31 protein-coding genes are annotated in these 20,380 nt (G+C 34.7%); 29 read left to right on the top strand and 2 right to left on the bottom strand.

Annotated features, from left to right (window positions below):
• Position 1: 1 nt before the first annotated feature.
• On the bottom strand, positions 2 to 3,232 hold the full coding sequence (locus QLQ95_RS05390) for a SusC/RagA family TonB-linked outer membrane protein (protein WP_428238891.1): 3,231 nt from the start codon (positions 3,230 to 3,232) through the stop codon (positions 2 to 4).
• A gap of 84 nt (positions 3,233 to 3,316) precedes the next feature.
• Entirely contained in the window at positions 3,317 to 5,017 is a 1,701-nt protein-coding gene (locus QLQ95_RS05385; RefSeq protein WP_482502933.1) for a BamA/TamA family outer membrane protein, read from the bottom strand.
• 182 nt (positions 5,018 to 5,199) lie between these two features.
• Between QLQ95_RS05385 and rpsL the strand changes: the two genes are divergently transcribed.
• The 29 genes from rpsL (at position 5,200) to rpsK (ending at position 20,368) form a co-directional block, all read left to right on the top strand.
• The gene (gene rpsL, locus QLQ95_RS05380) at positions 5,200 to 5,583 is read left to right on the top strand and encodes a 30S ribosomal protein S12 (protein ID WP_007136570.1); all 384 of its coding nucleotides are present in this window, start codon (positions 5,200 to 5,202) and stop codon (positions 5,581 to 5,583) included.
• Positions 5,584 to 5,607: 24 nt separating this feature from the next.
• Complete coding sequence (rpsG, locus tag QLQ95_RS05375; protein WP_017495022.1) at positions 5,608 to 6,084, top strand: 30S ribosomal protein S7; 477 nt, start codon at positions 5,608 to 5,610, stop codon at positions 6,082 to 6,084.
• A gap of 11 nt (positions 6,085 to 6,095) precedes the next feature.
• The gene (fusA, locus tag QLQ95_RS05370; protein ID WP_095931501.1) at positions 6,096 to 8,252 is read left to right on the top strand and encodes an elongation factor G; all 2,157 of its coding nucleotides are present in this window, start codon (positions 6,096 to 6,098) and stop codon (positions 8,250 to 8,252) included.
• A 10-nt stretch (positions 8,253 to 8,262) separates the two neighbouring features.
• Positions 8,263 to 8,568 (top strand): 30S ribosomal protein S10, encoded by a 306-nt coding sequence (rpsJ, locus tag QLQ95_RS05365; RefSeq protein ID WP_007803605.1) that lies wholly within the window; start codon positions 8,263 to 8,265, stop codon positions 8,566 to 8,568.
• 404 nt (positions 8,569 to 8,972) lie between these two features.
• On the top strand, positions 8,973 to 9,590 hold the full coding sequence (rplC, locus tag QLQ95_RS05360; RefSeq protein WP_095931500.1) for a 50S ribosomal protein L3: 618 nt from the start codon (positions 8,973 to 8,975) through the stop codon (positions 9,588 to 9,590).
• The gene (gene rplD / locus QLQ95_RS05355) at positions 9,590 to 10,219 is read left to right on the top strand and encodes a 50S ribosomal protein L4 (RefSeq protein WP_482502930.1); all 630 of its coding nucleotides are present in this window, start codon (positions 9,590 to 9,592) and stop codon (positions 10,217 to 10,219) included. Before rplC ends, rplD begins: the two co-directional genes overlap by 1 nt.
• Before the next feature lie 7 nt (positions 10,220 to 10,226).
• Complete coding sequence (gene rplW, locus QLQ95_RS05350) at positions 10,227 to 10,517, top strand: 50S ribosomal protein L23 (RefSeq protein WP_008464286.1); 291 nt, start codon at positions 10,227 to 10,229, stop codon at positions 10,515 to 10,517.
• A gap of 9 nt (positions 10,518 to 10,526) precedes the next feature.
• Positions 10,527 to 11,351 carry a 50S ribosomal protein L2 gene (gene rplB, locus QLQ95_RS05345; RefSeq protein WP_008464287.1) on the top strand — a complete coding sequence of 275 codons (825 nt, stop codon included), beginning with the start codon at positions 10,527 to 10,529 and terminating at the stop codon, positions 11,349 to 11,351.
• A gap of 6 nt (positions 11,352 to 11,357) precedes the next feature.
• A complete protein-coding gene (gene rpsS, locus QLQ95_RS05340) occupies positions 11,358 to 11,636 on the top strand; it encodes a 30S ribosomal protein S19 (protein WP_008464288.1) in 279 nt (92 codons plus the stop codon).
• Positions 11,637 to 11,644: 8 nt separating this feature from the next.
• Entirely contained in the window at positions 11,645 to 12,058 is a 414-nt protein-coding gene (rplV, locus tag QLQ95_RS05335; RefSeq protein WP_482502928.1) for a 50S ribosomal protein L22, read from the top strand.
• A 5-nt stretch (positions 12,059 to 12,063) separates the two neighbouring features.
• Positions 12,064 to 12,822 carry a 30S ribosomal protein S3 gene (gene rpsC / locus QLQ95_RS05330; protein WP_008464292.1) on the top strand — a complete coding sequence of 253 codons (759 nt, stop codon included), beginning with the start codon at positions 12,064 to 12,066 and terminating at the stop codon, positions 12,820 to 12,822.
• 19 nt (positions 12,823 to 12,841) lie between these two features.
• The gene (gene rplP, locus QLQ95_RS05325; protein WP_008464295.1) at positions 12,842 to 13,267 is read left to right on the top strand and encodes a 50S ribosomal protein L16; all 426 of its coding nucleotides are present in this window, start codon (positions 12,842 to 12,844) and stop codon (positions 13,265 to 13,267) included.
• 12 nt (positions 13,268 to 13,279) lie between these two features.
• The gene (gene rpmC, locus QLQ95_RS05320; protein ID WP_008464297.1) at positions 13,280 to 13,471 is read left to right on the top strand and encodes a 50S ribosomal protein L29; all 192 of its coding nucleotides are present in this window, start codon (positions 13,280 to 13,282) and stop codon (positions 13,469 to 13,471) included.
• Positions 13,472 to 13,488: 17 nt separating this feature from the next.
• Positions 13,489 to 13,749 (top strand): 30S ribosomal protein S17, encoded by a 261-nt coding sequence (gene rpsQ / locus QLQ95_RS05315; protein WP_012022485.1) that lies wholly within the window; start codon positions 13,489 to 13,491, stop codon positions 13,747 to 13,749.
• Between the two features lie 2 nt (positions 13,750 to 13,751).
• Complete coding sequence (gene rplN / locus QLQ95_RS05310) at positions 13,752 to 14,120, top strand: 50S ribosomal protein L14 (RefSeq protein WP_007803649.1); 369 nt, start codon at positions 13,752 to 13,754, stop codon at positions 14,118 to 14,120.
• An 11-nt stretch (positions 14,121 to 14,131) separates the two neighbouring features.
• A complete protein-coding gene (gene rplX, locus QLQ95_RS05305; protein ID WP_026727873.1) occupies positions 14,132 to 14,446 on the top strand; it encodes a 50S ribosomal protein L24 in 315 nt (104 codons plus the stop codon).
• 2 nt (positions 14,447 to 14,448) lie between these two features.
• Positions 14,449 to 15,000 (top strand): 50S ribosomal protein L5, encoded by a 552-nt coding sequence (gene rplE, locus QLQ95_RS05300; RefSeq protein WP_012022484.1) that lies wholly within the window; start codon positions 14,449 to 14,451, stop codon positions 14,998 to 15,000.
• 3 nt (positions 15,001 to 15,003) lie between these two features.
• Positions 15,004 to 15,273, top strand: a complete 270-nt coding sequence (rpsN, locus tag QLQ95_RS05295) for a 30S ribosomal protein S14 (protein ID WP_008464305.1) — start codon at positions 15,004 to 15,006, stop codon at positions 15,271 to 15,273.
• A 105-nt stretch (positions 15,274 to 15,378) separates the two neighbouring features.
• Positions 15,379 to 15,777, top strand: coding sequence for a 30S ribosomal protein S8 (gene rpsH, locus QLQ95_RS05290; protein WP_008464306.1), 399 nt, complete (start codon positions 15,379 to 15,381; stop codon positions 15,775 to 15,777).
• A 19-nt stretch (positions 15,778 to 15,796) separates the two neighbouring features.
• Positions 15,797 to 16,339, top strand: coding sequence for a 50S ribosomal protein L6 (gene rplF, locus QLQ95_RS05285; RefSeq protein ID WP_248728271.1), 543 nt, complete (start codon positions 15,797 to 15,799; stop codon positions 16,337 to 16,339).
• An 11-nt stretch (positions 16,340 to 16,350) separates the two neighbouring features.
• Positions 16,351 to 16,701: a 50S ribosomal protein L18 gene (gene rplR / locus QLQ95_RS05280; protein ID WP_035650451.1), complete on the top strand. Its 351-nt coding sequence runs from the start codon at positions 16,351 to 16,353 to the stop codon at positions 16,699 to 16,701.
• A 3-nt stretch (positions 16,702 to 16,704) separates the two neighbouring features.
• A complete protein-coding gene (rpsE, locus tag QLQ95_RS05275) occupies positions 16,705 to 17,229 on the top strand; it encodes a 30S ribosomal protein S5 (protein ID WP_085949269.1) in 525 nt (174 codons plus the stop codon).
• Positions 17,230 to 17,240: 11 nt separating this feature from the next.
• A complete protein-coding gene (gene rpmD, locus QLQ95_RS05270; RefSeq protein WP_008464315.1) occupies positions 17,241 to 17,423 on the top strand; it encodes a 50S ribosomal protein L30 in 183 nt (60 codons plus the stop codon).
• 11 nt (positions 17,424 to 17,434) lie between these two features.
• Complete coding sequence (gene rplO, locus QLQ95_RS05265; RefSeq protein ID WP_095931496.1) at positions 17,435 to 17,887, top strand: 50S ribosomal protein L15; 453 nt, start codon at positions 17,435 to 17,437, stop codon at positions 17,885 to 17,887.
• A 13-nt stretch (positions 17,888 to 17,900) separates the two neighbouring features.
• Complete coding sequence (gene secY / locus QLQ95_RS05260) at positions 17,901 to 19,247, top strand: preprotein translocase subunit SecY (protein ID WP_482502924.1); 1,347 nt, start codon at positions 17,901 to 17,903, stop codon at positions 19,245 to 19,247.
• A gap of 7 nt (positions 19,248 to 19,254) precedes the next feature.
• Positions 19,255 to 19,470: a translation initiation factor IF-1 gene (gene infA, locus QLQ95_RS05255; protein WP_007136545.1), complete on the top strand. Its 216-nt coding sequence runs from the start codon at positions 19,255 to 19,257 to the stop codon at positions 19,468 to 19,470.
• A 12-nt stretch (positions 19,471 to 19,482) separates the two neighbouring features.
• Positions 19,483 to 19,599, top strand: a complete 117-nt coding sequence (gene ykgO / locus QLQ95_RS05250; protein ID WP_002987490.1) for a type B 50S ribosomal protein L36 — start codon at positions 19,483 to 19,485, stop codon at positions 19,597 to 19,599.
• A gap of 2 nt (positions 19,600 to 19,601) precedes the next feature.
• Complete coding sequence (gene rpsM, locus QLQ95_RS05245) at positions 19,602 to 19,976, top strand: 30S ribosomal protein S13 (RefSeq protein ID WP_008464322.1); 375 nt, start codon at positions 19,602 to 19,604, stop codon at positions 19,974 to 19,976.
• 8 nt (positions 19,977 to 19,984) lie between these two features.
• Positions 19,985 to 20,368: a 30S ribosomal protein S11 gene (gene rpsK, locus QLQ95_RS05240; protein WP_026727866.1), complete on the top strand. Its 384-nt coding sequence runs from the start codon at positions 19,985 to 19,987 to the stop codon at positions 20,366 to 20,368.
• The last annotated feature ends 12 nt before the right edge of the window (positions 20,369 to 20,380 follow it).

Raw genomic sequence — 20,380 nt, 5'->3', positions numbered from 1 at the left:
CTTAGAAAGTCGCTTTAATATTAAATGAGTATACTTTTGTTGTTGGCATTACACCTGATTGAAAACCTTGAATGTTTCCAGATGATTGTCCAGCTTCTGGGTCAGCATACGGTAAATTTTTGTGAATAATCCAAAGATTATTTCCTAATAAACTAAATGAGATTGATTTAGCCATTGTTTTGTCTAAGAATTTAGACGGTACATTGTATGTGAAACCAACTTCTCTTAATTTTACGTAAGATGCATCGTAGATGAATTTTTTGTTTGGCTCAACTTCAACACCAAAACCAGCTCCTACCATGTTTGCAGGGATTCTAGATTGGTTTGGAGTACCATCTTCGTAAACTCCATCAAGGATAATACCTCCACCATTAGCGATAGAGTTTCTTAATGGGTTTCCTAAGTCGTTAAGACCAGCAGTTTCTGGGTAAAGACCTGTGTATTGTCCGTAAGCTTGATCTAGAGAATAAACACTTCCTCCTTTTTTCATATCGATTAAGAAGTTCAAAGAGAAATCTTTGTAGTTAAATCTGTTAGAAAGACCTCCGATCCAATCAGCTTGGATGTTTCCAATTACTTTATCAGTAGCAAGTAGGTAGTAACCATCTTCGTCAACTGTTTTGTTTCCGTTTGCATCATATACATAATCTGTTCCTCTCATTGTACCGTATGGTTGACCAACAGTAGCATTTAAAGAAACTCCATTTTGCCATGAAGCTAATTGTAAGTTATCTCTTCCTGCGTTCAAAGAAACAACTTTGTTTCTGTTCCTAGACCAGTTTACACCAACTTGCCATTCGAAATCTTTAGTTTTAACTGGCGAACCAAATAAAGATACCTCGATACCATTGTTTTGTAATTCTCCAGCATTAACTTGTGAAGATGCAAATCCTGTAGACGTAGATTGTGGTACGTTGAAAATTTGGTCTGTAGTGTTAGATTGGTACACAGATACGTCAAAACTTAATCTATTTTTGAACATAGCTGATTCAACACCAAACTCCCAGCTTTTTAATTTTTCTGATCTCAAATCTTTAAAGTTAACAAAAGTAGAGTTGTTAGCAAACATTAAGTTTCCGCCAATTAATCCATTGTTAATTTTCCATCCAAGTCTGCCAGCAACTGGGTCATTACCTACAACCGCATAGTTAGCTCTAAGTTTTAAGTTGTTTAACCAATCTTGTTTGATTAATTCAGATACAATGAAACTTGTTCCAAGTGACCAGTAATCATATTTATTGTTGTTTTGTGGTAAAGCAGTAGATTGATCTCTTCTGTATGAACCTTCAACGAATATAATTCTGTTGTAATCGATAGAACCTTGAGTATAAAGACCCAATTTGTTATAATTGATTTCTTGCTCTAATGGAGCAACAAATGACATTGAATTTGCTAAAGTAAACAATCCAGGAGCTACTAAACCTCCAGTTGTTGATCCGTCGAATGAATCTGTATGAGATTTGATGAAAGTTGATCCACCTAAAAGTTTTGCTGAAATTTTTTCAGAAATTTTTAAATCGTAAGTAGCAATGAAATCGTAAGTTGTCTGTAAGAAACTTCTTGTGTATAGCTCGTATCCTGAAGTTTCATCAAGAGCTTGTAAACCAAACTCTTCAGCGTGGCTTCCTTTTTCTTTTCTTAATTCTTGTCTGTCGTTAGAAGTATCAACAGTAACACGTCCTAAAACATTAAAGTTTTTTGTTATATCGTAAGAGATATTAGCACCTGCAAGAACTCTCGTTCTGTCATCAGAAGAGTAGTTTTTGTAACGGTCAAAGTATGGGTTGTTCCAATAAGCTGGAGCAAAATTTCCAGATAATGGATCATTCATGTTCCAAGTAACGTTTTGTCCGTTTACGTTGTATGCGTCTTTTAAGTCTCTAACGTCAACGTTAGTTTGCCACCATTGTCTGAAACCAGTTAAGATGTTATCTCCATAACCTGTACTGTTTCTACCTACTGTAGATTGGTCAGAGAATGTGAAGAATGCAGTTGTTTTAATTTTATCTGATAAGTTTCTTGAGAAACTACCATTGATAATATTTCTGTTTAATCTACTGTTTGGTAAAATTCCAGATTCATTGTTGTTAGTGTAGCTAAAGTTGTAAGATCCTTTTTCGTCTCCACCACTTAAACCAATGTTGTTAACTGTGCTGAAAGATTTTTGGAAGAATTTACCAGGATCATTAGCAGCAGCAACCCATGGAGTAGCTTTACCATAATTAGCGTTACCTGGAGCAAAAGCAGTCCATTGGAACACGTTTAAACTTGGGTCGAAAGCATTACCGAAAGATGAATCGGCAGTCATATCAACAACTTGATCAGGAATACCGTCTCCGTTAGCATCTGCTGTGTAGAAACTATCGTTTGGTCCTGAATAACCATTAGCTCCGTAACCTTTTTGGTACTTAATGAAAGTATCTTTGTCATAAGAACCCATAGAAGTTGTAGAACTGAAACTTACTCCTAAAGCGCTGTTTTTCTTACCTTTTTTAGTAGTAATCATAATCGCACCATTCGCAGCCTGGCTACCATATAATGCAGTTGCAGCAGCACCTTTAAGTACTGTAATAGATTCAATGTTGTTTGGGTCAATATCAGAAGCAGAGTTACCAAAGTCAAAACCTTGTCTTCCGCTTTTTGCTGATGCTGAGTTTAAGTTATCATTGCTAATAGCAACACCATCAACAACCATTAATGCTTGGTTGTTTCCAGTTAAACTTTTTGATCCACGAAGTACGATGTTAGTAGATCCACCAAAGTTAGAGTTAGTTTTAACCTCTAAACCTGCAACTTTACCTGATAAGTTGTTTAGGAAGTTGTTTGTTGGTGTTGAGTTAACTGTTTTTTCATCAAGTTTTTGTGATGAGTAACCTAAAGATTTTTTCTCTCTTTTGATACCTAAAGCTGTTGTTACTACAACTGCTTCAAGTTCTTGTGCATCACCTGATAATTTAACATTAACTACAGATGAGCTTGCAGCTACTTCTTGGGTTTTCATTCCAATGTAGCTAAATACCAAAACTTGGCTTGAAGATGCTTTAATAGAATATTTTCCATCAAAATCAGTTTGTGTTCCAGTTTTGCTTCCTTTCACTAATACACTTACCCCCGGTAAAGGCATACCTGTATTATCGGAAACTGTTCCTGAAACAGCTCTTTCTTGCGCAAATGTCAATTGCGCAACTAGTACTAATAAAAGCACTAAGAATCCATTGAACTTTAGTTTCATTTTTAAATATTTTGAATTAGTATCGCAAAACTCTTAATAATTTGTTAACTTTCCTAATAAAAAAAATATTTTTTTTGGTAAACCCTAAAATTTAACATTATAACATATGTTTACGATAGTGTTATATAATTGTATTTCCTGTTGATTTTGCTGTCCATTCGTGAGAATAATTCGTAAAATTCCATTTTTTGTTTCTATTCCCACACCTATACCGATTCCTATTAAATTCTTAATTTTTTTAGGATTTGAAATATTGGTTAAGTCTTGATATATAGCGTAATCAGCTATAGAATGGATGTATGCGCTTTTTGAAAACATATATCTGTATTCTGTAAGAAATGCAGAATAAAAATTTGCTTGTAGACTGTTTTCTGAAAATCCTCTGATTGAATTCATTCCGCCAAATCGAAATAATTCATTAGTAATATAATTTTTGCTGTCTAAATAGCAACTTTGAGAATTTATGTTAATGAAATTCTTGTTATTAAGTTTGAAATTGTACGCGGCATTTACATTTATATAAAATTGTTTGCTAGGATCTGCTGTTTCAAGATCATTATTTGTTTCTCTTTTTCCAAGGCCTAGTATCGAACTTAAAAATGCTTTTCCAGGCATGAGACTATTGTTGGAGTCTGTTTTTTTGTATTCGTATGTTGAAGTAAAGTAGGAATTATTGAAATCACTAATAGTAGAATTATTGATGTTTTGAATATCGCTTGATTCGGTAGATTGGTAGCCAAGGTAGATCTTGGAATTGTAATTTAAATAGTAGCCAAGATTGATGTCTGTTTTAGTGTTCTGAAATGTGCTGTCTTGTTTGAAGATGTTTAATTGTGCTTTTATTCCAAGTGGAGATTGAAACAGATAGGGGATCTCAAGTTTTGTGTTGAAGGTTTTTTGTTGGTTTCCGTCGCTTTTCCAATAAAGAGAAAATTTTTCGCCAGCTCGTAATATGTTTGTTAGTGAAATGTCCAGATAGCCATTTAGAATTAACTTTTTGTTTTCATCATTTGAAAAACCAATGTATCCATCAAAGTTATTGGCTTTTCTTTTGTCAAGATAGGTATAGATTTTGGTTGAATCTGAAGTAAATAAGATTTCGGGATATTTGGGCTGTGAAACAAATTCAAAACTATTAATGTCGTCATAAAGTTTTTTGACGGTTTCTTGATTAAAAGTTTTGTTTAGGTATTTTTTGTTTAATTGCTTAAGTGCTCCTTTTGGGAAATAGTCTTTCAAAGAAGAATTCGTGTAATTTACAATAATGGAATTTAAGGTTCTTTTTTTTTCGGAATCAAAATTTAAGTCGGCGTAAATTATTGAATTCTTTTTTTTGATGTTTTCAAGTTTGATTTTAGAAAATGCAAATCCTGCCTTTTCGTTGTTTGATATTTCTTGGTTTAAGAAATTTTCAAGTTCAGTATACGGTATTATTATGGTGTCTTTTGCTGTTTTTTTTGAATTATAAAAAAAACTATTTATACCTATATATATATGTATCTCTTTTATTCTAGTTTGCAAGTCCATTAAAACAGTGTAAGTGCTATCATTTACCTTTTTGTTTTCTAATGTTTTAGCGCTTATATAGCCTTGTTTTGCGAGTCTGTTTGTTACTGTTGAAATCTCGTTGTTTAGTGATTTTATATTTGGATGTTTTTTTGTGTAGAGTATGGAGTCAATAGTTTGGCTTTGTTTTTTGTTTATTCCATTTATATTAAGGTAGAAAGATTGCGCAAAACAATTTGATGATAGGAGTAAAATGAGTATGTAATATAATTGTTTCAAAAGCAATTGTTTTGTTAGTTAAATGTAAAGCAAATATCTAATGTTTCTTTGTGAAATCATAGATATAAATAATGTTGTTGAAAATTAATGATTTAACGTTTGTATAGTGAAAATTATTTTATACATTTGCAACCCCGTAAAAAGCGGGAATTTAATAAACATAATAATTTTTAGTATTAATTATGCCAACAATTCAACAATTAGTAAGAACAGGAAGAACTCAGATCACTAAGAAGAGTAAATCGGTTGCTTTAGATTCTTGTCCTCAAAGAAGAGGGGTTTGTACGCGTGTTTACACTACTACACCAAAAAAACCAAACTCTGCAATGCGTAAAGTTGCGCGTGTACGTTTGACAAATGGTAATGAGGTGAATGCTTACATCCCAGGAGAAGGACATAATCTACAAGAGCATTCGATAGTATTAGTGCGAGGTGGAAGGGTAAAAGATTTACCAGGTGTTAGATATCATATCGTTCGTGGAGCTCTTGATACGTCAGGTGTTGCAGGAAGAACGCAAAGAAGATCTAAGTACGGTGCTAAACGCCCAAAAGAAGCAAAAAAGTAATTTAAAAACTTTTAAGAAAAAGACATGAGAAAAAGAGCGGCAAAGAAAAGACCACTTTTACCGGATCCAAGGTTTAATGACCAATTAGTAACACGTTTTGTGAATAACTTAATGTGGGATGGTAAGAAATCTACAGCTTTTAAAGTATTTTATGATGCTATTGATATCATCGAATCTAAAAAGCAAAATGATGAGAAAACTTCATTAGAGATCTGGAAAGATGCTTTAACAAACGTTATGCCTCACGTAGAAGTACGTAGCCGTAGAGTTGGTGGAGCTACATTCCAAATCCCAATGCAAATTCGTCCAGACAGAAAAATTTCTATGGCAATGAAGTGGTTAATACTTTATTCAAGAAGAAGAAATGAAAAATCTATGGCACAACGTTTAGCTTCAGAGTGTTTAGCTGCTGCTAAAGAAGAAGGTGCTGCAGTTAAGAAAAGAATGGATACTCACAAAATGGCAGAAGCTAACAAAGCATTCTCTCATTTTAGATTTTAATTCGTAAAGAAATGGCTAGAGATTTAAAATATACAAGAAATATCGGAATCGCTGCTCACATTGATGCTGGTAAAACAACAACAACTGAGCGTATTCTTTTTTATACTGGAAAGTCACACAAAATTGGTGAGGTGCACGATGGTGCTGCAACAATGGACTGGATGGCTCAAGAGCAAGAAAGAGGTATTACAATTACTTCTGCTGCTACAACTTGTACTTGGAATTTTCCAACTGTACAAGGTAAAGTTATTCCAGAATCATTACCATACCACTTTAATATTATTGATACTCCTGGACACGTTGACTTTACTGTAGAGGTAAACCGTTCTTTGCGTGTACTTGATGGTTTGGTTTTCTTATTTAGTGCTGTTGATGGTGTTGAGCCTCAATCAGAAACTAACTGGAGACTTGCTGATCAGTATAGAGTTCCTCGTATGGGATTCGTAAATAAAATGGACCGTCAAGGTGCTAACTTTTTAGCTGTATGCGGACAGGTTAAAGATATGTTGAAATCGAATGCGGTTGCAATTACTTTGCCTATTGGTGATGAAGCAGATTTTAAAGGTATTGTTGACTTAGTTAAAAATCAAGCTATCGTATGGCATGATGAAACTCAAGGAGCTACTTTTGATATCGTTGATATCCCAGCTGATATGGTTGACGAAGTAAGACAATATCGTTCTATTCTTATCGAAGAGATTGCAACTTATGATGAAAATCTTTTGGATAAATACATGGAAGATGAAAACTCTATTACAGAGGAAGAAATCAACAATGCATTAAGAGCGGCTACTATTGATATGGCAATCATTCCTATGCTTGCTGGTTCTTCTTTCAAAAATAAAGGAGTTCAGTTCATGTTAGATGCTGTTTGTAAATATTTACCGTCTCCATTAGATAAAGAAGGTATTGAGGGAATTCATCCTGATGACGCTGATTTATTAGAGGAAGATCAAACGAAAATTTTACGTAAGCCAGATGTTAAAGAGCCATTCGCTGCTTTAGCATTTAAAATTGCTACTGATCCATTCGTTGGACGTTTAGCTTTCTTCCGTGCATATTCTGGGCGTTTAGATGCTGGTTCTTATGTTTTAAATACTCGTTCTGGTAATAAAGAAAGAATTTCTCGTATTTACCAAATGCACGCTAATAAACAAAATCCAATCGAATTTATTGAGGCTGGAGATATTGGTGCTGCTGTTGGATTTAAAGATATTAAAACAGGAGATACTCTTTGTGATGAAAAGAATCCAATTGTATTGGAGTCTATGAAATTCCCTGATCCAGTAATTGGTATTGCTATTGAGCCAAAAACAAAAGCTGACGTTGATAAAATGGGTATGGCTTTAGCTAAATTAGCTGAAGAGGATCCAACATTTACAGTTAGAACTGATGAGGCTTCTGGTCAAACTATTATTTCGGGTATGGGTGAGCTTCACTTAGATATCTTAGTAGATCGTATGAAACGTGAATTTAAAGTTGAAGTGAACCAAGGTGAGCCTCAAGTTGAATACAAAGAAGCGTTTACAAGATCTGCAACACATAGAGAGACTTACAAGAAGCAATCTGGAGGTCGTGGTAAATTCGGTGATATCGTATTTACAATCGAGCCTGCTGATGAAGTTGATGGTAAAGTTCCAGTTGGATTACAATTTATCAATGCTGTAAAAGGTGGTAACGTTCCTAAAGAATATATCCCTGCTGTTGAAAAAGGATTTAGAGAAGCTATGAAAACTGGTCCATTAGCGGGTTATGCTGTGGATAGTTTAAAAGTTACTTTAACTGATGGATCTTTCCACCCTGTGGATTCTGATGCATTATCTTTTGAATTAGCTGCAAGAATGGGTTATAAAGAATCTGGACGTGCTGCTGGAGCTGTTATTCTTGAGCCAATCATGAAAATCGAAGTTATTACTCCAGAAGAAAACATGGGTGATATCGTAGGTGACTTGAACCGTCGTAGAGGTCAGGTTAATGATATGGGTGATAGAAATGGTGCTAAAACGATTAAAGCTGATGTGCCTTTATCAGAAATGTTTGGTTATGTAACTACATTGAGAACATTATCTTCTGGTAGAGCAACTTCAACAATGGAGTTTTCTCACTATGCAGAAACACCTTCTAATATTTCAGAAGAGGTAATCAAAAAAGCAAAAGGTAACGCTTAATTTTAAGAAAATGAGTCAAAAAATCAGAATAAAACTAAAATCTTACGATCACATGTTAGTAGATAAATCTGCTGAAAAGATCGTAAAAACAGTAAAAACTACTGGAGCGGTTGTAACAGGTCCAATTCCGTTGCCAACTCACAAAAAACTTTTCACTGTGTTGCGTTCTCCGCACGTTAACAAAAAAGCGAGAGAGCAATTTGAAGTAATGTCATACAAGAGATTGATTGATATTTATTCATCTTCATCTAAAACTATTGATGCTTTAATGAAACTTGAATTGCCAAGTGGAGTTGAAGTAGAGATTAAAGTATAATTTTTTTATATTTTTTTATATAAAAAGCGAGGCATTTTTTGTCTCGCTTTTTTTGTTTTAAAAAGTTGTTTTTAGGTTGTGAAATTTATTTATTTTTTATTTATAAAAATTTTTACTTTTTTGTAAAAGCCTTTGTTTTAAAGGGGTGCGAGTTTTTTTTGTTGTGATTTTATTAATTAATTGTTATGATTGGGTTGCTTGAAGATTGAAAAAATAGACTCAAATTTTGTTATAATTAAGGTCGGTTTTGGTATTGTTTTGGAGCTTGGATTTTGATTATGAGCGATTTAATTTTTACAACTGTTTGGTATATTCGTTTTTAATGTCTACTTTTGCACTCCCTGTTTGGAAATTTCTGTTATTTTTAAATTGAAGGGAATTTTAGTAATTAATAATTAATATTTATGTCTGGGTTAATTGGTAAGAAAATCGGCATGACTAGTATCTTTGATGAAAACGGGAAAAATATTCCTTGTACAGTAATCGAAGCTGGCCCATGCGTTGTTACCCAAGTCAGAACCAAAGAGGTTGACGGGTATGAAGCGTTGCAACTTGGTTTCGATGACAAAAACGAGAAACATTCTACTAAAGCTGCTTTAGGGCACTTTAAAAAAGCTGGAACTGTTGCTAAGAAAAAAGTCGTTGAATTTCAGGATTTTGCAACTGAACAAAAATTAGGAGATCTTGTAGATGTTACTATTTTTGCAGAAGGAGAATTTGTGGATGTACAAGGTGTGTCTAAAGGTAAAGGTTTCCAAGGTGTTGTTAAACGTCACGGTTTTGGTGGTGTTGGACAAGCTACTCATGGTCAGCACAACCGTTTAAGAGCGCCAGGTTCTGTAGGAGCTTCTTCTTATCCATCTAGAGTATTCAAAGGAATGCGTATGGCTGGAAGAATGGGAGGAGAAAATGTAAAAATTCAAAACCTTAGAGTTTTAAAAGTAGTTGCTGATAAGAATCTACTTGTTGTTAAAGGATGCGTTCCTGGGCACAAAAACTCTTATGTAATCATTCAGAAGTAATGGAAGTAAAAGTATTAGATTTCAACGGAAAAGATACTGGTAGAAAAGTTCAACTTTCTGATTCAGTATTCGCAATTGAGCCAAACAATCACGCAGTATATCTTGATGTTAAGCAATATCTTGCTAATCAAAGACAAGGTACTCATAAAGCTAAAGAAAGAGCTGAAGTAACTGGAAGTACGCGTAAGATTAAAAAACAAAAAGGAACTGGTACTGCGCGTGCAGGAAGTGTTAAGAATCCATTGTTTAAAGGTGGTGGAACAGTTTTCGGACCAAGACCAAGAAGTTATTCATTCAAATTGAATAAAGGCTTAAAGAGATTGGCTAGAAAATCAGCTTTCTCAATCAAAGCAAAAGAGTCAAATATCGTAGTTTTAGAAGACTTTAATTTTGAAGCGCCAAACACTAAAAATTTCATTAACGTTTTGAAAGCTTTAGGGTTAGAGAATAAAAAATCTTTATTTGTGTTGGGTGAGTCAAATAAAAATGTATATTTGTCGTCACGTAATTTAAAGGCTTCAAAAGTCGTAACTAGCTCAGAATTAAGCACTTACGCAATATTAAACGCTAATAATTTAGTGCTTTTGGAAGGTTCTTTAGAGTTAATTGAAGAAAATTTAAGTAAATAATAGGAATATGAGCATTATTATTAGACCTATAGTAACGGAAAAAGTAACCAAAGAAAGTGAAGTTCTAAACCGCTTTGGATTCGTTGTTAACAAAAAAGCAAACAAAGTTGAGATTAAGAAAGCTGTTGAAGCTGCTTATGGAGTAACTATCGTTTCTGTTAACACAATGAATGTGAGACCAGATAGATCTACTAAATACACTAAAAGTGGTTTAATCAGTGGAAAGACAAATGCTTATAAAAAAGCAATTGTACAAGTACAAGAAGGAGAAACAATTGATTTTTACAACAATATCTAAGATAGAAAAATGTCAGTAAGAAAATTAAAACCTATTACCCCGGGTCAGCGATTTAGAGTTGTGAATGGTTATGACGCTATTACAACTGATAAGCCGGAACGCTCATTGATAGCGCCGATAAAAAACTCAGGAGGTAGAAATAGTCAAGGAAAGATGACCATGCGTTATACGGGTGGTGGTCACAAGCAGAGATATCGTATTATTGATTTCAAAAGAACTAAAGATGGAATTCCAGCTACAGTGAAATCAATTGAATATGATCCAAATCGTACTGCATTTATCGCTTTATTAGCTTACGCTGATGGAGAGAAAACTTATATTATCGCACAAAATGGATTGAAAGTTGGTCAGAAATTAGTTTCTGGACCAGAGTCTCAACCAGAAATCGGTAATACATTACCTTTAAGCAGAATTCCTCTTGGAACTGTTATATCTTGTATTGAGTTACGTCCAGGACAAGGAGCGGTTATCGCTCGTTCAGCTGGAACTTTTGCTCAGTTAATGGCAAGAGACGGGAAATATGCAACAATTAAAATGCCTTCTGGTGAGACAAGATTAATCTTGTTAACTTGTTCGGCTACAATTGGAGCTGTTTCTAACTCTGACCACCAATTAGTTGTATCTGGAAAAGCAGGTAGAACAAGATGGTTAGGAAGAAGACCTAGAACTAGACCAGTAGCGATGAACCCAGTTGATCACCCTATGGGAGGTGGTGAAGGACGTTCTTCTGGAGGGCACCCACGTTCAAGAAACGGATTGCCAGCTAAAGGTTACAGAACTCGTTCTAAGAAAAACCCGAGTAACAAGTATATCGTAGAACGTAGAAAGAAATAATAAGATATGGCACGTTCATTAAAAAAAGGACCTTTCGTTCATTATAAATTAGACAAGAAAGTTCAAGAAAACGTAGAAAGTGGTAAAAATGCAGTTGTTAAGACTTGGTCTAGAGCTTCAATGATTACTCCAGATTTCGTTGGACAAACTATCGCAGTTCATAACGGTCGTCAATTTGTACCAGTTTACGTAACAGAAAACATGGTAGGTCACAAATTAGGAGAGTTTTCGCCAACTAGATCTTTTAGAGGTCATGCTGGAGCAAAAAATAAAGGTAAAAAATAAAAGAAGCAATGGGAGTTCGTAAAAGAGAAACAGCAGATGCGAGAAAAGAGGCTAATAAGTCTATCGCTTTCGCAAAATTGAATAACTGCCCTACTTCACCTAGAAAAATGCGCTTAGTAGCGGACTTGGTAAGAGGTCAGAAGGTGGAAAGAGCACTTAACATTTTAAGATTCAGTTCTAAAGAAGCTTCAAGAAAATTAGAAAAACTATTAATATCTGCAATCAATAACTGGGAGCAAAAAAATAGTGAAGGTAATTTAGAAGAGGCTGGATTATTTGTTAAAGAGATCAGAGTAGATGGTGGAATGATGTTAAAAAGACTTCGTCCAGCTCCACAAGGTCGTGCACACAGAATAAGAAAACGTTCTAATCACGTAACAATCGTGCTTGGAGCTATCAATAACACACAAAGCAATTCTTAAGCAGCATGGGACAAAAGACAAATCCAATTGGAAATAGACTTGGTATCATCAGAGGATGGGACTCAAACTGGTATGGTGGAAATGATTACGGTGATAAACTTGCCGAAGATCACAAAATCAGAAAGTATATCCACGCTCGTTTATCAAAAGCTAGTGTATCAAAAGTAATCATCGAGAGAACTTTGAAACTTGTAACCGTTACTATCACTACTGCTAGACCTGGTATCATTATCGGAAAAGGAGGACAAGAGGTAGACAAGTTAAAAGAAGAACTTAAGAAAGTTACTGACAAAGAGGTTCAAATCAACATCTTTGAAATTAAAAGACCTGAGTTAGATGCTTATCTTGTGGCGACAAGCATCGCTCGTCAAATCGAAAGCCGTATTTCTTACAGACGTGCAATCAAAATGGCTATTGCTGCTTCTATGCGTATGAACGCTGAAGGTATCAAAGTTTTGATTTCTGGTCGTTTGAATGGTGCTGAGATGGCGCGTTCGGAAGGTTTCAAAGAAGGTAGAATTCCTCTATCAACTTTCAGAGCTGACATTGATTATGCACTTGCTGAAGCTCACACTACTTACGGTAGAATGGGGATCAAAGTGTGGATCATGAAAGGTGAAGTTTACGGTAAGAGAGAACTTTCTCCACTTGCTGGAATGGACAAAAAACAATCTGGTACAGGTGGTGGAAAAGGTGGAGATGCTCCTAGAGGCAAATCTAACTTTAACAAAGGTGGAAAACCAGACGCTCGTAAAAGAAAGTAAATTTTTAAACTAAAGAAAAATGTTACAGCCTAAAAGAACAAAATACCGTAAGGTACAAAAAGGTAGAATGAAAGGTAACTCTCAAAGAGGGCATGAACTTTCAAATGGAATGTTTGGTATTAAATCTGTACATGAAGATGGAATGTTCTTAACTTCTCGTCAAATCGAAGCTGCACGTATCGCTGCAACTCGTTACATGAAAAGAGAGGGACAATTATGGATTAAAATTTTCCCAGACAAACCTATTACTAAGAAACCTCTTGAAGTACGTATGGGTAAAGGTAAAGGAGCAGTTGAGTATTGGGCTGCTGTTGTTAAACCAGGAAGAATTATGTTTGAAGTTGGAGGAGTTCCATTGTCAGTTGCAAAAGAGGCTTTACGTCTTGCAGCTCAAAAACTTCCAGTAAAAACTAAGTTCGTCGTTGCTAGAGATTTCGAAGCATAATTTATATTTATTATGAAACAATCAGAAATAAAAGATCTTTCTGCAGCGGAGTTGCAAGAAAAGCTTAGTCAAACTAAGAAAGTATATGCTGACCTAAAAATGGCTCACGCAATCTCTCCAATTGCTAACCCACTTCAAATTAGAAGCGTTAGAAGAACAGTTGCAAGATTAGCTACAGAGTTAACTAAAAGAGAGTTACAATAATTGTATTCTGCTGAAAGATGGAAGAAAAAAGAAATTTAAGAAAAGAAAGAATAGGTGTTGTTACTTCAAATAAGATGGATAAATCTATCGTTATTTCGGAAGTAAGAAAAGTAAAACACCCATTATACGGTAAGTTCGTGTTGAAAACTAAGAAATATGTTGCACACGACGAAACAAACGACTGTAACATTGGAGATACTGTAAGAATTAGCGAAACGCGTCCTTTAAGTAAAACAAAATGTTGGAGATTAGTTGAAATCTTAGAAAGAGCTAAATAATTATGGTACAACAAGAATCAAGACTAAAAGTAGCAGATAACACGGGAGCTAAAGAAGTTTTAACTATTCGTGTTTTAGGAGGTACTAAAAGAAGATATGCCTCTGTTGGTGACAAAATTGTAGTTTCTATCAAAGATGCAACTCCAAACGGAAACGTGAAAAAAGGAGCTGTTTCAACTGCAGTTGTTGTGCGTACTAAAAAAGAAGTGAGAAGAGCTGATGGTTCTTATATCCGTTTCGATGACAATGCATGTGTTCTTTTGAACGCTGCAGGGGAAATGAGAGGAACTCGTGTTTTTGGTCCGGTAGCAAGAGAACTTCGTGAAAAACAATTCATGAAAATTGTATCATTAGCACCAGAAGTGCTTTAATTCGTTTTAAGATGATAAAGCTAAAAATAAAATCAGGAGATATCGTAAGAGTTATTGCTGGAGACCATAAAGGGGCTGAAGGTAAAGTTTTACGTGTTTACCGTGAAAAAAACAAAGCGATCGTTGAAGGTGTAAACATGGTTTCTAAACATACTAAACCAAGTGCTAAAAACCCTCAAGGTGGTATCGTTAAGAAAGAAGCTTCTATTCAAATTTCTAACATTGCTTTAATTGATCCTAAAACTAAGGAGACAACTAGAGTAGGTATTAGAGTAGAAGGAGATAAGAAAGTAAGATTTTCAAAAAAATCTAATCAAGTACTATAGTAATGGCATATACACCTAGACTAAAAGAAGAATATAAGAGTAGAGTAATCTCTGCTCTTAAAGAAGAGTTCGGATATACAAACGTGATGCAAGTTCCTAAACTTGAGAAAATCGTTTTGAGCCGTGGAGTTGGTGCAGCTGTATCTGATAAAAAACTTATTGACTATGCAGTTGATGAGTTAACAAAGATCACTGGACAAAAAGCAGTTTCTACAATCTCTAAGAAAGACGTTGCGTCTTTCAAATTGAGAAAAGGAATGCCTATTGGAGCAAAAGTTACTTTACGTGGAGAAAGAATGTATGAGTTTTTAGATAGACTTATCACTTCTGCTTTACCACGTGTTAGAGATTTTGGTGGTATTAAAGCTACTGGATTCGACGGAAGAGGTAACTACAATCTTGGAGTTTTAGAGCAAATCATTTTCCCAGAAATTGATATTGACAAAGTAAACAAAATTTCAGGAATGGATATTACTTTTGTTACTACTGCAAAAACAGACAAGGAAGCAAAGTCATTATTGGCTGAATTAGGATTACCTTTTAAAAAGAATTAAGACATGGCTAAAGAATCAATGAAAGCCCGCGAGGTGAAAAGAGAGAAAACGGTAGCTAAGTATGCTGAAAAGAGAAAAGCTTTATTAGAAGCTGGAGACTATGAAGGTTTACAAAGATTACCTAAAAATGCTTCACCAGTTCGTTTACACAACCGTTGTAAGTTAACAGGTAGACCTAGAGGTTACATCCGTCAATTCGGTATTTCACGTGTAACTTTCCGTGAAATGGCTAACAATGGATTAATTCCTGGTGTTAAAAAAGCATCTTGGTAATCTGGCAATAAGTTATTACTTTTGCAAACCAAAAAATAATTTTTAATTGATTAAAGGTTCGGGAGATGAGTATCTCCCGAAAACCATAATCGCAATCAAATACATATGTATACAGATCCTATTGCAGATTATTTGACTAGAGTTCGTAACGCTGTGGCTGCAAACCACAAAGTTGTTGAAATTCCAGCATCTAATCTTAAAAAAGAGATAACTAAGATCTTATTTGATCAAGGTTATATCTTAAGTTACAAATTTGAGCAGAACACAGTTCAAGGTTCTATCAAAATTGCTTTGAAGTATGATAAAGATACTAAAGAGCCTGTAATCAAAGATATCCAAAGAATTAGTAAACCTGGTTTACGTAAGTACGCAGGTGCTGCCAAATTACCTAGAATCCTTAACGGATTAGGAATTGCTATTGTTTCTACATCAAAAGGTTTGATGACAGGAAAACAAGCTAAGCAATTAAATGTAGGTGGTGAAGTAATTTGTTACGTATACTAATTTTAAACACTAGATAAAGATGTCAAGAATAGGTAAAAGCCCAATTGTAATCCCTGCTGGTGTAACTGTTGAAGTTAAAGACGGTATAATTACAGTAAAAGGAAAAAGAGGTCAACTAGTACAAGAGTTTTCGGACGTAAATGTAACTGTTGAAGGCGATCAAGTTTTAGTTGAAAGATCGTCTGATCATAAAGACCATAGAGCAAAACACGGATTATTTAGATCTTTGATCAATAATATGATTGTTGGTGTATCTGAAGGTTTCACAAAAGAACTAGAATTAGTTGGAGTAGGTTATAGAGCTTCAAACCAAGGTCAAAAATTAGATTTAGCTCTTGGATATTCTCACAATATTGTTTTAGAAATTGCTCCAGAAGTATCTTTAGAAACAGTATCTGAAAAAGGTAAGAACCCTATCGTAAAATTAACATCGTTTGATAAACAACTTTTAGGTCAAGTAGCTGCGAAAATCAGAGGTTTCCGTAAGCCTGAACCATACAAAGGAAAAGGTGTTAAATTTGTGGGTGAAGTATTAAGAAGAAAAGCAGGTAAATCAGCTTAAAATATAAGATTATGTCATTAACAAAATCTGAAAGAAGACAGAGAATTAAATTCAGAATTAGAAAATCGGTTAGTGGTTCTGCTGCAAGACCTAGACTTTCTGTTTTTAGAAGTAATAAAGAAATTTACGCTCAAATTATTGATGATGTAAATGGAGTTACTATCTTAGCTGCATCTTCTAGAGAAAAAGAAATAGGAAAAGGTACTAACGTTGAAGTAGCTGCTGCTGTGGGAAAACTAGTTGCAGAGAAAGCGTTAAAAGCTGGGATTGATACCATCACTTTTGATAGAGGTGGATATTTATATCACGGGCGTATTAAATCATTAGCAGAAGGCGCAAGAGCCGCTGGACTTAAATTCTAATATATTATGTCTAAATACAAAAATGTAGAATTGGTAAAACCTAGTGGTCTTGAATTAAAAGATCGTCTAGTTAGTGTTAATCGTGTTACTAAAGTTACAAAAGGTGGTAGAGCTTTCGGTTTTTCTGCTATTGTAGTTGTAGGTGATGAAAATGGAGTAGTTGGTCATGGATTAGGAAAATCTAAAGACGTTTCTGAAGCAATTGCGAAAGCAGTAGAAGATGCTAAGAAAAATTTAGTTAGAATTCCTTTGAATGGACAATCTGTTCCTCACGAACAAAAAGGTAAATTTGGTGGTGCACGCGTATTCTTAATTCCAGCGTCTCATGGTACTGGAGTTATTGCTGGTGGAGCTGTTCGTTCAGTTCTTGAGTCAGTAGGTATTCACGATGTATTGTCTAAATCTCAAGGATCATCAAATCCACATAACGTAGTAAAAGCAACTTTTGATGCTTTATTGCAAATGAGAAGCGCTCATACTGTTGCAAAACAAAGAGGTGTTTCTTTAGAGAAAGTTTTTAAAGGTTAATTCAGGAAATTATGGCTAAATTATTAGTAAAACAAGTAAGAAGCAAAATCAACTGTCCTCTTTCTCAAAAGAGAGGGTTGGAAGCTTTAGGTCTACGTAAAATTGGACAAGTTGTGGAGCATGAGTCAAATCCTGCTATCCTTGGGATGATAAACAAAGTTAAACACTTAGTTTCTGTTGAAGAAGCTAAATAACAAATACTGTTATGAATTTAAGTAACTTACAACCTGCTGAGGGATCTACACACAATCAAAATAAAAGATTAGGTAGAGGAGAAGGTTCTGGAAAAGGTGGTACCGCTGCACGTGGACACAAAGGAGCAAAATCTCGTTCTGGTTATTCTAAAAAGATTGGTTTTGAAGGAGGGCAAATGCCACTTCAAAGACGTGTACCTAAGTTTGGTTTCAAAAACATCAATCGTAAAGAATACGAAGGTGTTAATTTAGATACTCTTCAATTATTAGTTGATAACGGTGCAATTACTGATTCTGTTTCTATGACAGAGTTCGTAGCAAATCGTCTAGCTACTAAAAATGAAATCGTTAAGATTTTAGGTAGAGGAGAATTGAAAGCAAAATTAAAAGTAACTGCCCACAAATTTACTGCTACTGCAAAAGCTGCTATCGAAGCTGCTGGTGGAGAAGCTGTAACTATATAACTTATCTATTAAGATGAAGAAATTTATTGAATCAATAAGTAATGTTTGGAAAATCGAAGAACTAAAGAATAGAATCTTAATTACATTAGGATTGCTTTTAGTATATCGTTTTGGAGCACACGTTACGCTTCCTGGAATTGACGCAACGCAATTGACTGGTTTAGCGGGACAAACTAAAAATGGTCTAGGATCTATTCTAGACATGTTCACCGGGGGTGCTTTCTCTAAGGCTTCAGTTTTTGCCTTAGGTATCATGCCTTATATTTCTGCGTCTATTGTTGTTCAGTTGATGGGGATTGCGATTCCATATTTACAAAAACTTCAAAATGATGGGGAAAGTGGTAGAAAAAAGATTAATCAAATCACTCGTTGGTTGACAATCGCTATCACATTGGTTCAAGGTCCAACTTATATCTATAATTTATACAGAACATTGCCTAGTAATGCATTTTTGCTAGGCTTTAATTCTCCTGAATTTTTGTTCTCGTCTGTTATCATTTTAGTTACTGGTACAATTTTTGCTATGTGGCTGGGTGAGAAAATTACAGATAAAGGTATTGGAAATGGTATTTCATTGTTAATTATGGTTGGTATTTTAGCTCGTTTACCGCAAGCTTTTATCCAAGAGTTTACAACTCGTGTTACCAATAACAATGGAGGTCCAATGTTATTAGTTATTGAAATTATTGTGTGGTTATTAGTTATCATTTCTTGTGTATTGCTTACAATGGCAGTACGTAGAATCCCTGTTCAGTATGCTCGTCGTACAACTACGGGAGATTATGAGCAAGATTTGGCAGGAGGTAATAGACAATGGATTCCTCTAAAGCTTAATGCTTCTGGAGTTATGCCAATTATTTTTGCTCAGGCAATTATGTTTATTCCTGCGGCTGTAGCTGGATTGTCTAAATCAGATACATCACAATCTATTGTTGGTGCATTTAGTAATATGTTTGGTTTCTGGTATAATTTTGTTTTTGCAACTTTAATTATTGTATTTACATTCTTTTATACTGCGATCACTGTACCTACTAACAAAATGGCTGATGATTTAAAGAGAAGCGGCGGTTTTATTCCTGGAGTTCGTCCTGGAGCAGAAACTTCTGATTTCCTTGATAAAGTGATGTCTTTAATAACTTTCCCAGGATCTTTATTCCTTGCTTTGATTGCTGTGTTCCCAGCTATTGTTGTAAGTGTTATGGATGTACAACAATCTTGGGCGATGTTTTTTGGAGGTACCTCATTAATAATTATGGTTGGAGTTGCAATAGATACTATTCAACAAATCAATTCATACTTGTTAAACAAACATTATGATGGTTTAATGAAGACTGGTAAAAATAGAAAAGCGGTAGCTTAATATATTTATGGCAAAACAATCAGCAATAGAACAAGACGGATCAATCATTGAAGCATTATCAAATGCGATGTTCCGTGTAGAGTTAGAAAATGGACATATTGTAATTGCTCATATTTCTGGTAAAATGCGAATGCATTACATCAAATTATTACCTGGTGATAAAGTGAAACTAGAAATGAGTCCTTACGATTTGTCAAAAGCAAGAATTACTTATCGATATTAAAGGATATTCACTATGAAAGTTAGAGCATCAGTAAAAAAGAGAAGTGCCGAGTGCATTATCGTGCGTAGAAAAGGGAGACTGTACGTAATAAACAAAAAGAATCCTAGATTTAAACAAAGACAAGGATAATTATGGCAAGAATAGCAGGGGTAGATATCCCAAAAAACAAAAGAGGTGTTATTGCACTTACCTACATCTTCGGATTAGGAAAAAGTAGAGCTATCGAGATTTTGGAAAAAGCTCAAGTTAGCCAAGATAAAAAAGTTCAAGATTGGAATGATGATGAAATCGGAGCAATTCGTGAAGCTGTTTCATTTTACAAAATTGAAGGAGAATTACGTTCTGAAATTTCTTTAAACATTAAACGTTTAATGGATATCGGATGTTACAGAGGTATTCGTCATAGATCTGGTCTTCCATTAAGAGGACAAAGAACTAAAAACAACTCAAGAACAAGAAAAGGTAAAAGAAAAACTGTTGCTAACAAGAAAAAAGCAACTAAATAATAAGTAATATGGCTAAAGCAACTGCAAAAAAACGTAAAGTTATCGTTGAATCAACGGGTGAGGCTCATATTTCTGCCACTTTTAATAACATTATTATTTCTTTGACTAATAAGAAAGGTGAAGTTATCTCTTGGTCTTCAGCTGGTAAAATGGGTTTCAGAGGTTCTAAAAAGAACACTCCTTATGCAGCTCAAATGGCAGCAGAAGATTGCGCTAAAGTAGCACTTGAGGCAGGACTTAAAAAAGTGAAAGTTTATGTAAAAGGACCAGGTAACGGACGTGAGTCTGCTATCCGTTCTATTCATAACGGTGGAATTGAAGTTACAGAGATTATTGATGTTACTCCAATGCCACACAACGGATGTCGTCCTCCAAAAAGACGTAGAGTTTAATTTTTTATTTTT

It is taken from the genome of Flavobacterium sp. B330r, assembly GCF_056824325.1.
Note: the sequence above shows the minus strand (reverse complement) of the source record. Positions and strands in the feature narration are given on the sequence as shown.

Bases quoted from the DNA above. Each gene is read 5' to 3' on its own strand.
- rpsJ (WP_007803605.1), top strand. From the start codon at position 8,263: ATGAGTCAAAAAATCAGAATAAAACTAAAATCTTACGATCACATGTTA.
- rplO (WP_095931496.1), top strand. From the start codon at position 17,435: ATGAATTTAAGTAACTTACAACCTGCTGAGGGATCTACACACAATCAA.
- rplW (WP_008464286.1), top strand. From the start codon at position 10,227: ATGAGCATTATTATTAGACCTATAGTAACGGAAAAAGTAACCAAAGAA.
- fusA (WP_095931501.1), top strand. From the start codon at position 6,096: ATGGCTAGAGATTTAAAATATACAAGAAATATCGGAATCGCTGCTCAC.
- rpsH (WP_008464306.1), top strand. From the start codon at position 15,379: ATGTATACAGATCCTATTGCAGATTATTTGACTAGAGTTCGTAACGCT.
- rplX (WP_026727873.1), top strand. From the start codon at position 14,132: ATGATAAAGCTAAAAATAAAATCAGGAGATATCGTAAGAGTTATTGCT.
- rplD (WP_482502930.1), top strand. From the start codon at position 9,590: ATGGAAGTAAAAGTATTAGATTTCAACGGAAAAGATACTGGTAGAAAA.
- rplN (WP_007803649.1), top strand. From the start codon at position 13,752: ATGGTACAACAAGAATCAAGACTAAAAGTAGCAGATAACACGGGAGCT.
- rpsN (WP_008464305.1), top strand. From the start codon at position 15,004: ATGGCTAAAGAATCAATGAAAGCCCGCGAGGTGAAAAGAGAGAAAACG.
- rpsG (WP_017495022.1), top strand. From the start codon at position 5,608: ATGAGAAAAAGAGCGGCAAAGAAAAGACCACTTTTACCGGATCCAAGG.
- rplB (WP_008464287.1), top strand. From the start codon at position 10,527: ATGTCAGTAAGAAAATTAAAACCTATTACCCCGGGTCAGCGATTTAGA.
- QLQ95_RS05390 (WP_428238891.1), bottom strand. From the start codon at position 3,232: ATGAAACTAAAGTTCAATGGATTCTTAGTGCTTTTATTAGTACTAGTT.
- ykgO (WP_002987490.1), top strand. From the start codon at position 19,483: ATGAAAGTTAGAGCATCAGTAAAAAAGAGAAGTGCCGAGTGCATTATC.
- rplV (WP_482502928.1), top strand. From the start codon at position 11,645: ATGGGAGTTCGTAAAAGAGAAACAGCAGATGCGAGAAAAGAGGCTAAT.
- rpsQ (WP_012022485.1), top strand. From the start codon at position 13,489: ATGGAAGAAAAAAGAAATTTAAGAAAAGAAAGAATAGGTGTTGTTACT.
- rpsK (WP_026727866.1), top strand. From the start codon at position 19,985: ATGGCTAAAGCAACTGCAAAAAAACGTAAAGTTATCGTTGAATCAACG.
- infA (WP_007136545.1), top strand. From the start codon at position 19,255: ATGGCAAAACAATCAGCAATAGAACAAGACGGATCAATCATTGAAGCA.
- rpmD (WP_008464315.1), top strand. From the start codon at position 17,241: ATGGCTAAATTATTAGTAAAACAAGTAAGAAGCAAAATCAACTGTCCT.
- rplC (WP_095931500.1), top strand. From the start codon at position 8,973: ATGTCTGGGTTAATTGGTAAGAAAATCGGCATGACTAGTATCTTTGAT.
- rpmC (WP_008464297.1), top strand. From the start codon at position 13,280: ATGAAACAATCAGAAATAAAAGATCTTTCTGCAGCGGAGTTGCAAGAA.
- rplF (WP_248728271.1), top strand. From the start codon at position 15,797: ATGTCAAGAATAGGTAAAAGCCCAATTGTAATCCCTGCTGGTGTAACT.
- rpsM (WP_008464322.1), top strand. From the start codon at position 19,602: ATGGCAAGAATAGCAGGGGTAGATATCCCAAAAAACAAAAGAGGTGTT.
- rplE (WP_012022484.1), top strand. From the start codon at position 14,449: ATGGCATATACACCTAGACTAAAAGAAGAATATAAGAGTAGAGTAATC.
- rpsS (WP_008464288.1), top strand. From the start codon at position 11,358: ATGGCACGTTCATTAAAAAAAGGACCTTTCGTTCATTATAAATTAGAC.
- rpsC (WP_008464292.1), top strand. From the start codon at position 12,064: ATGGGACAAAAGACAAATCCAATTGGAAATAGACTTGGTATCATCAGA.
- rplP (WP_008464295.1), top strand. From the start codon at position 12,842: ATGTTACAGCCTAAAAGAACAAAATACCGTAAGGTACAAAAAGGTAGA.
- rplR (WP_035650451.1), top strand. From the start codon at position 16,351: ATGTCATTAACAAAATCTGAAAGAAGACAGAGAATTAAATTCAGAATT.
- rpsL (WP_007136570.1), top strand. From the start codon at position 5,200: ATGCCAACAATTCAACAATTAGTAAGAACAGGAAGAACTCAGATCACT.
- secY (WP_482502924.1), top strand. From the start codon at position 17,901: ATGAAGAAATTTATTGAATCAATAAGTAATGTTTGGAAAATCGAAGAA.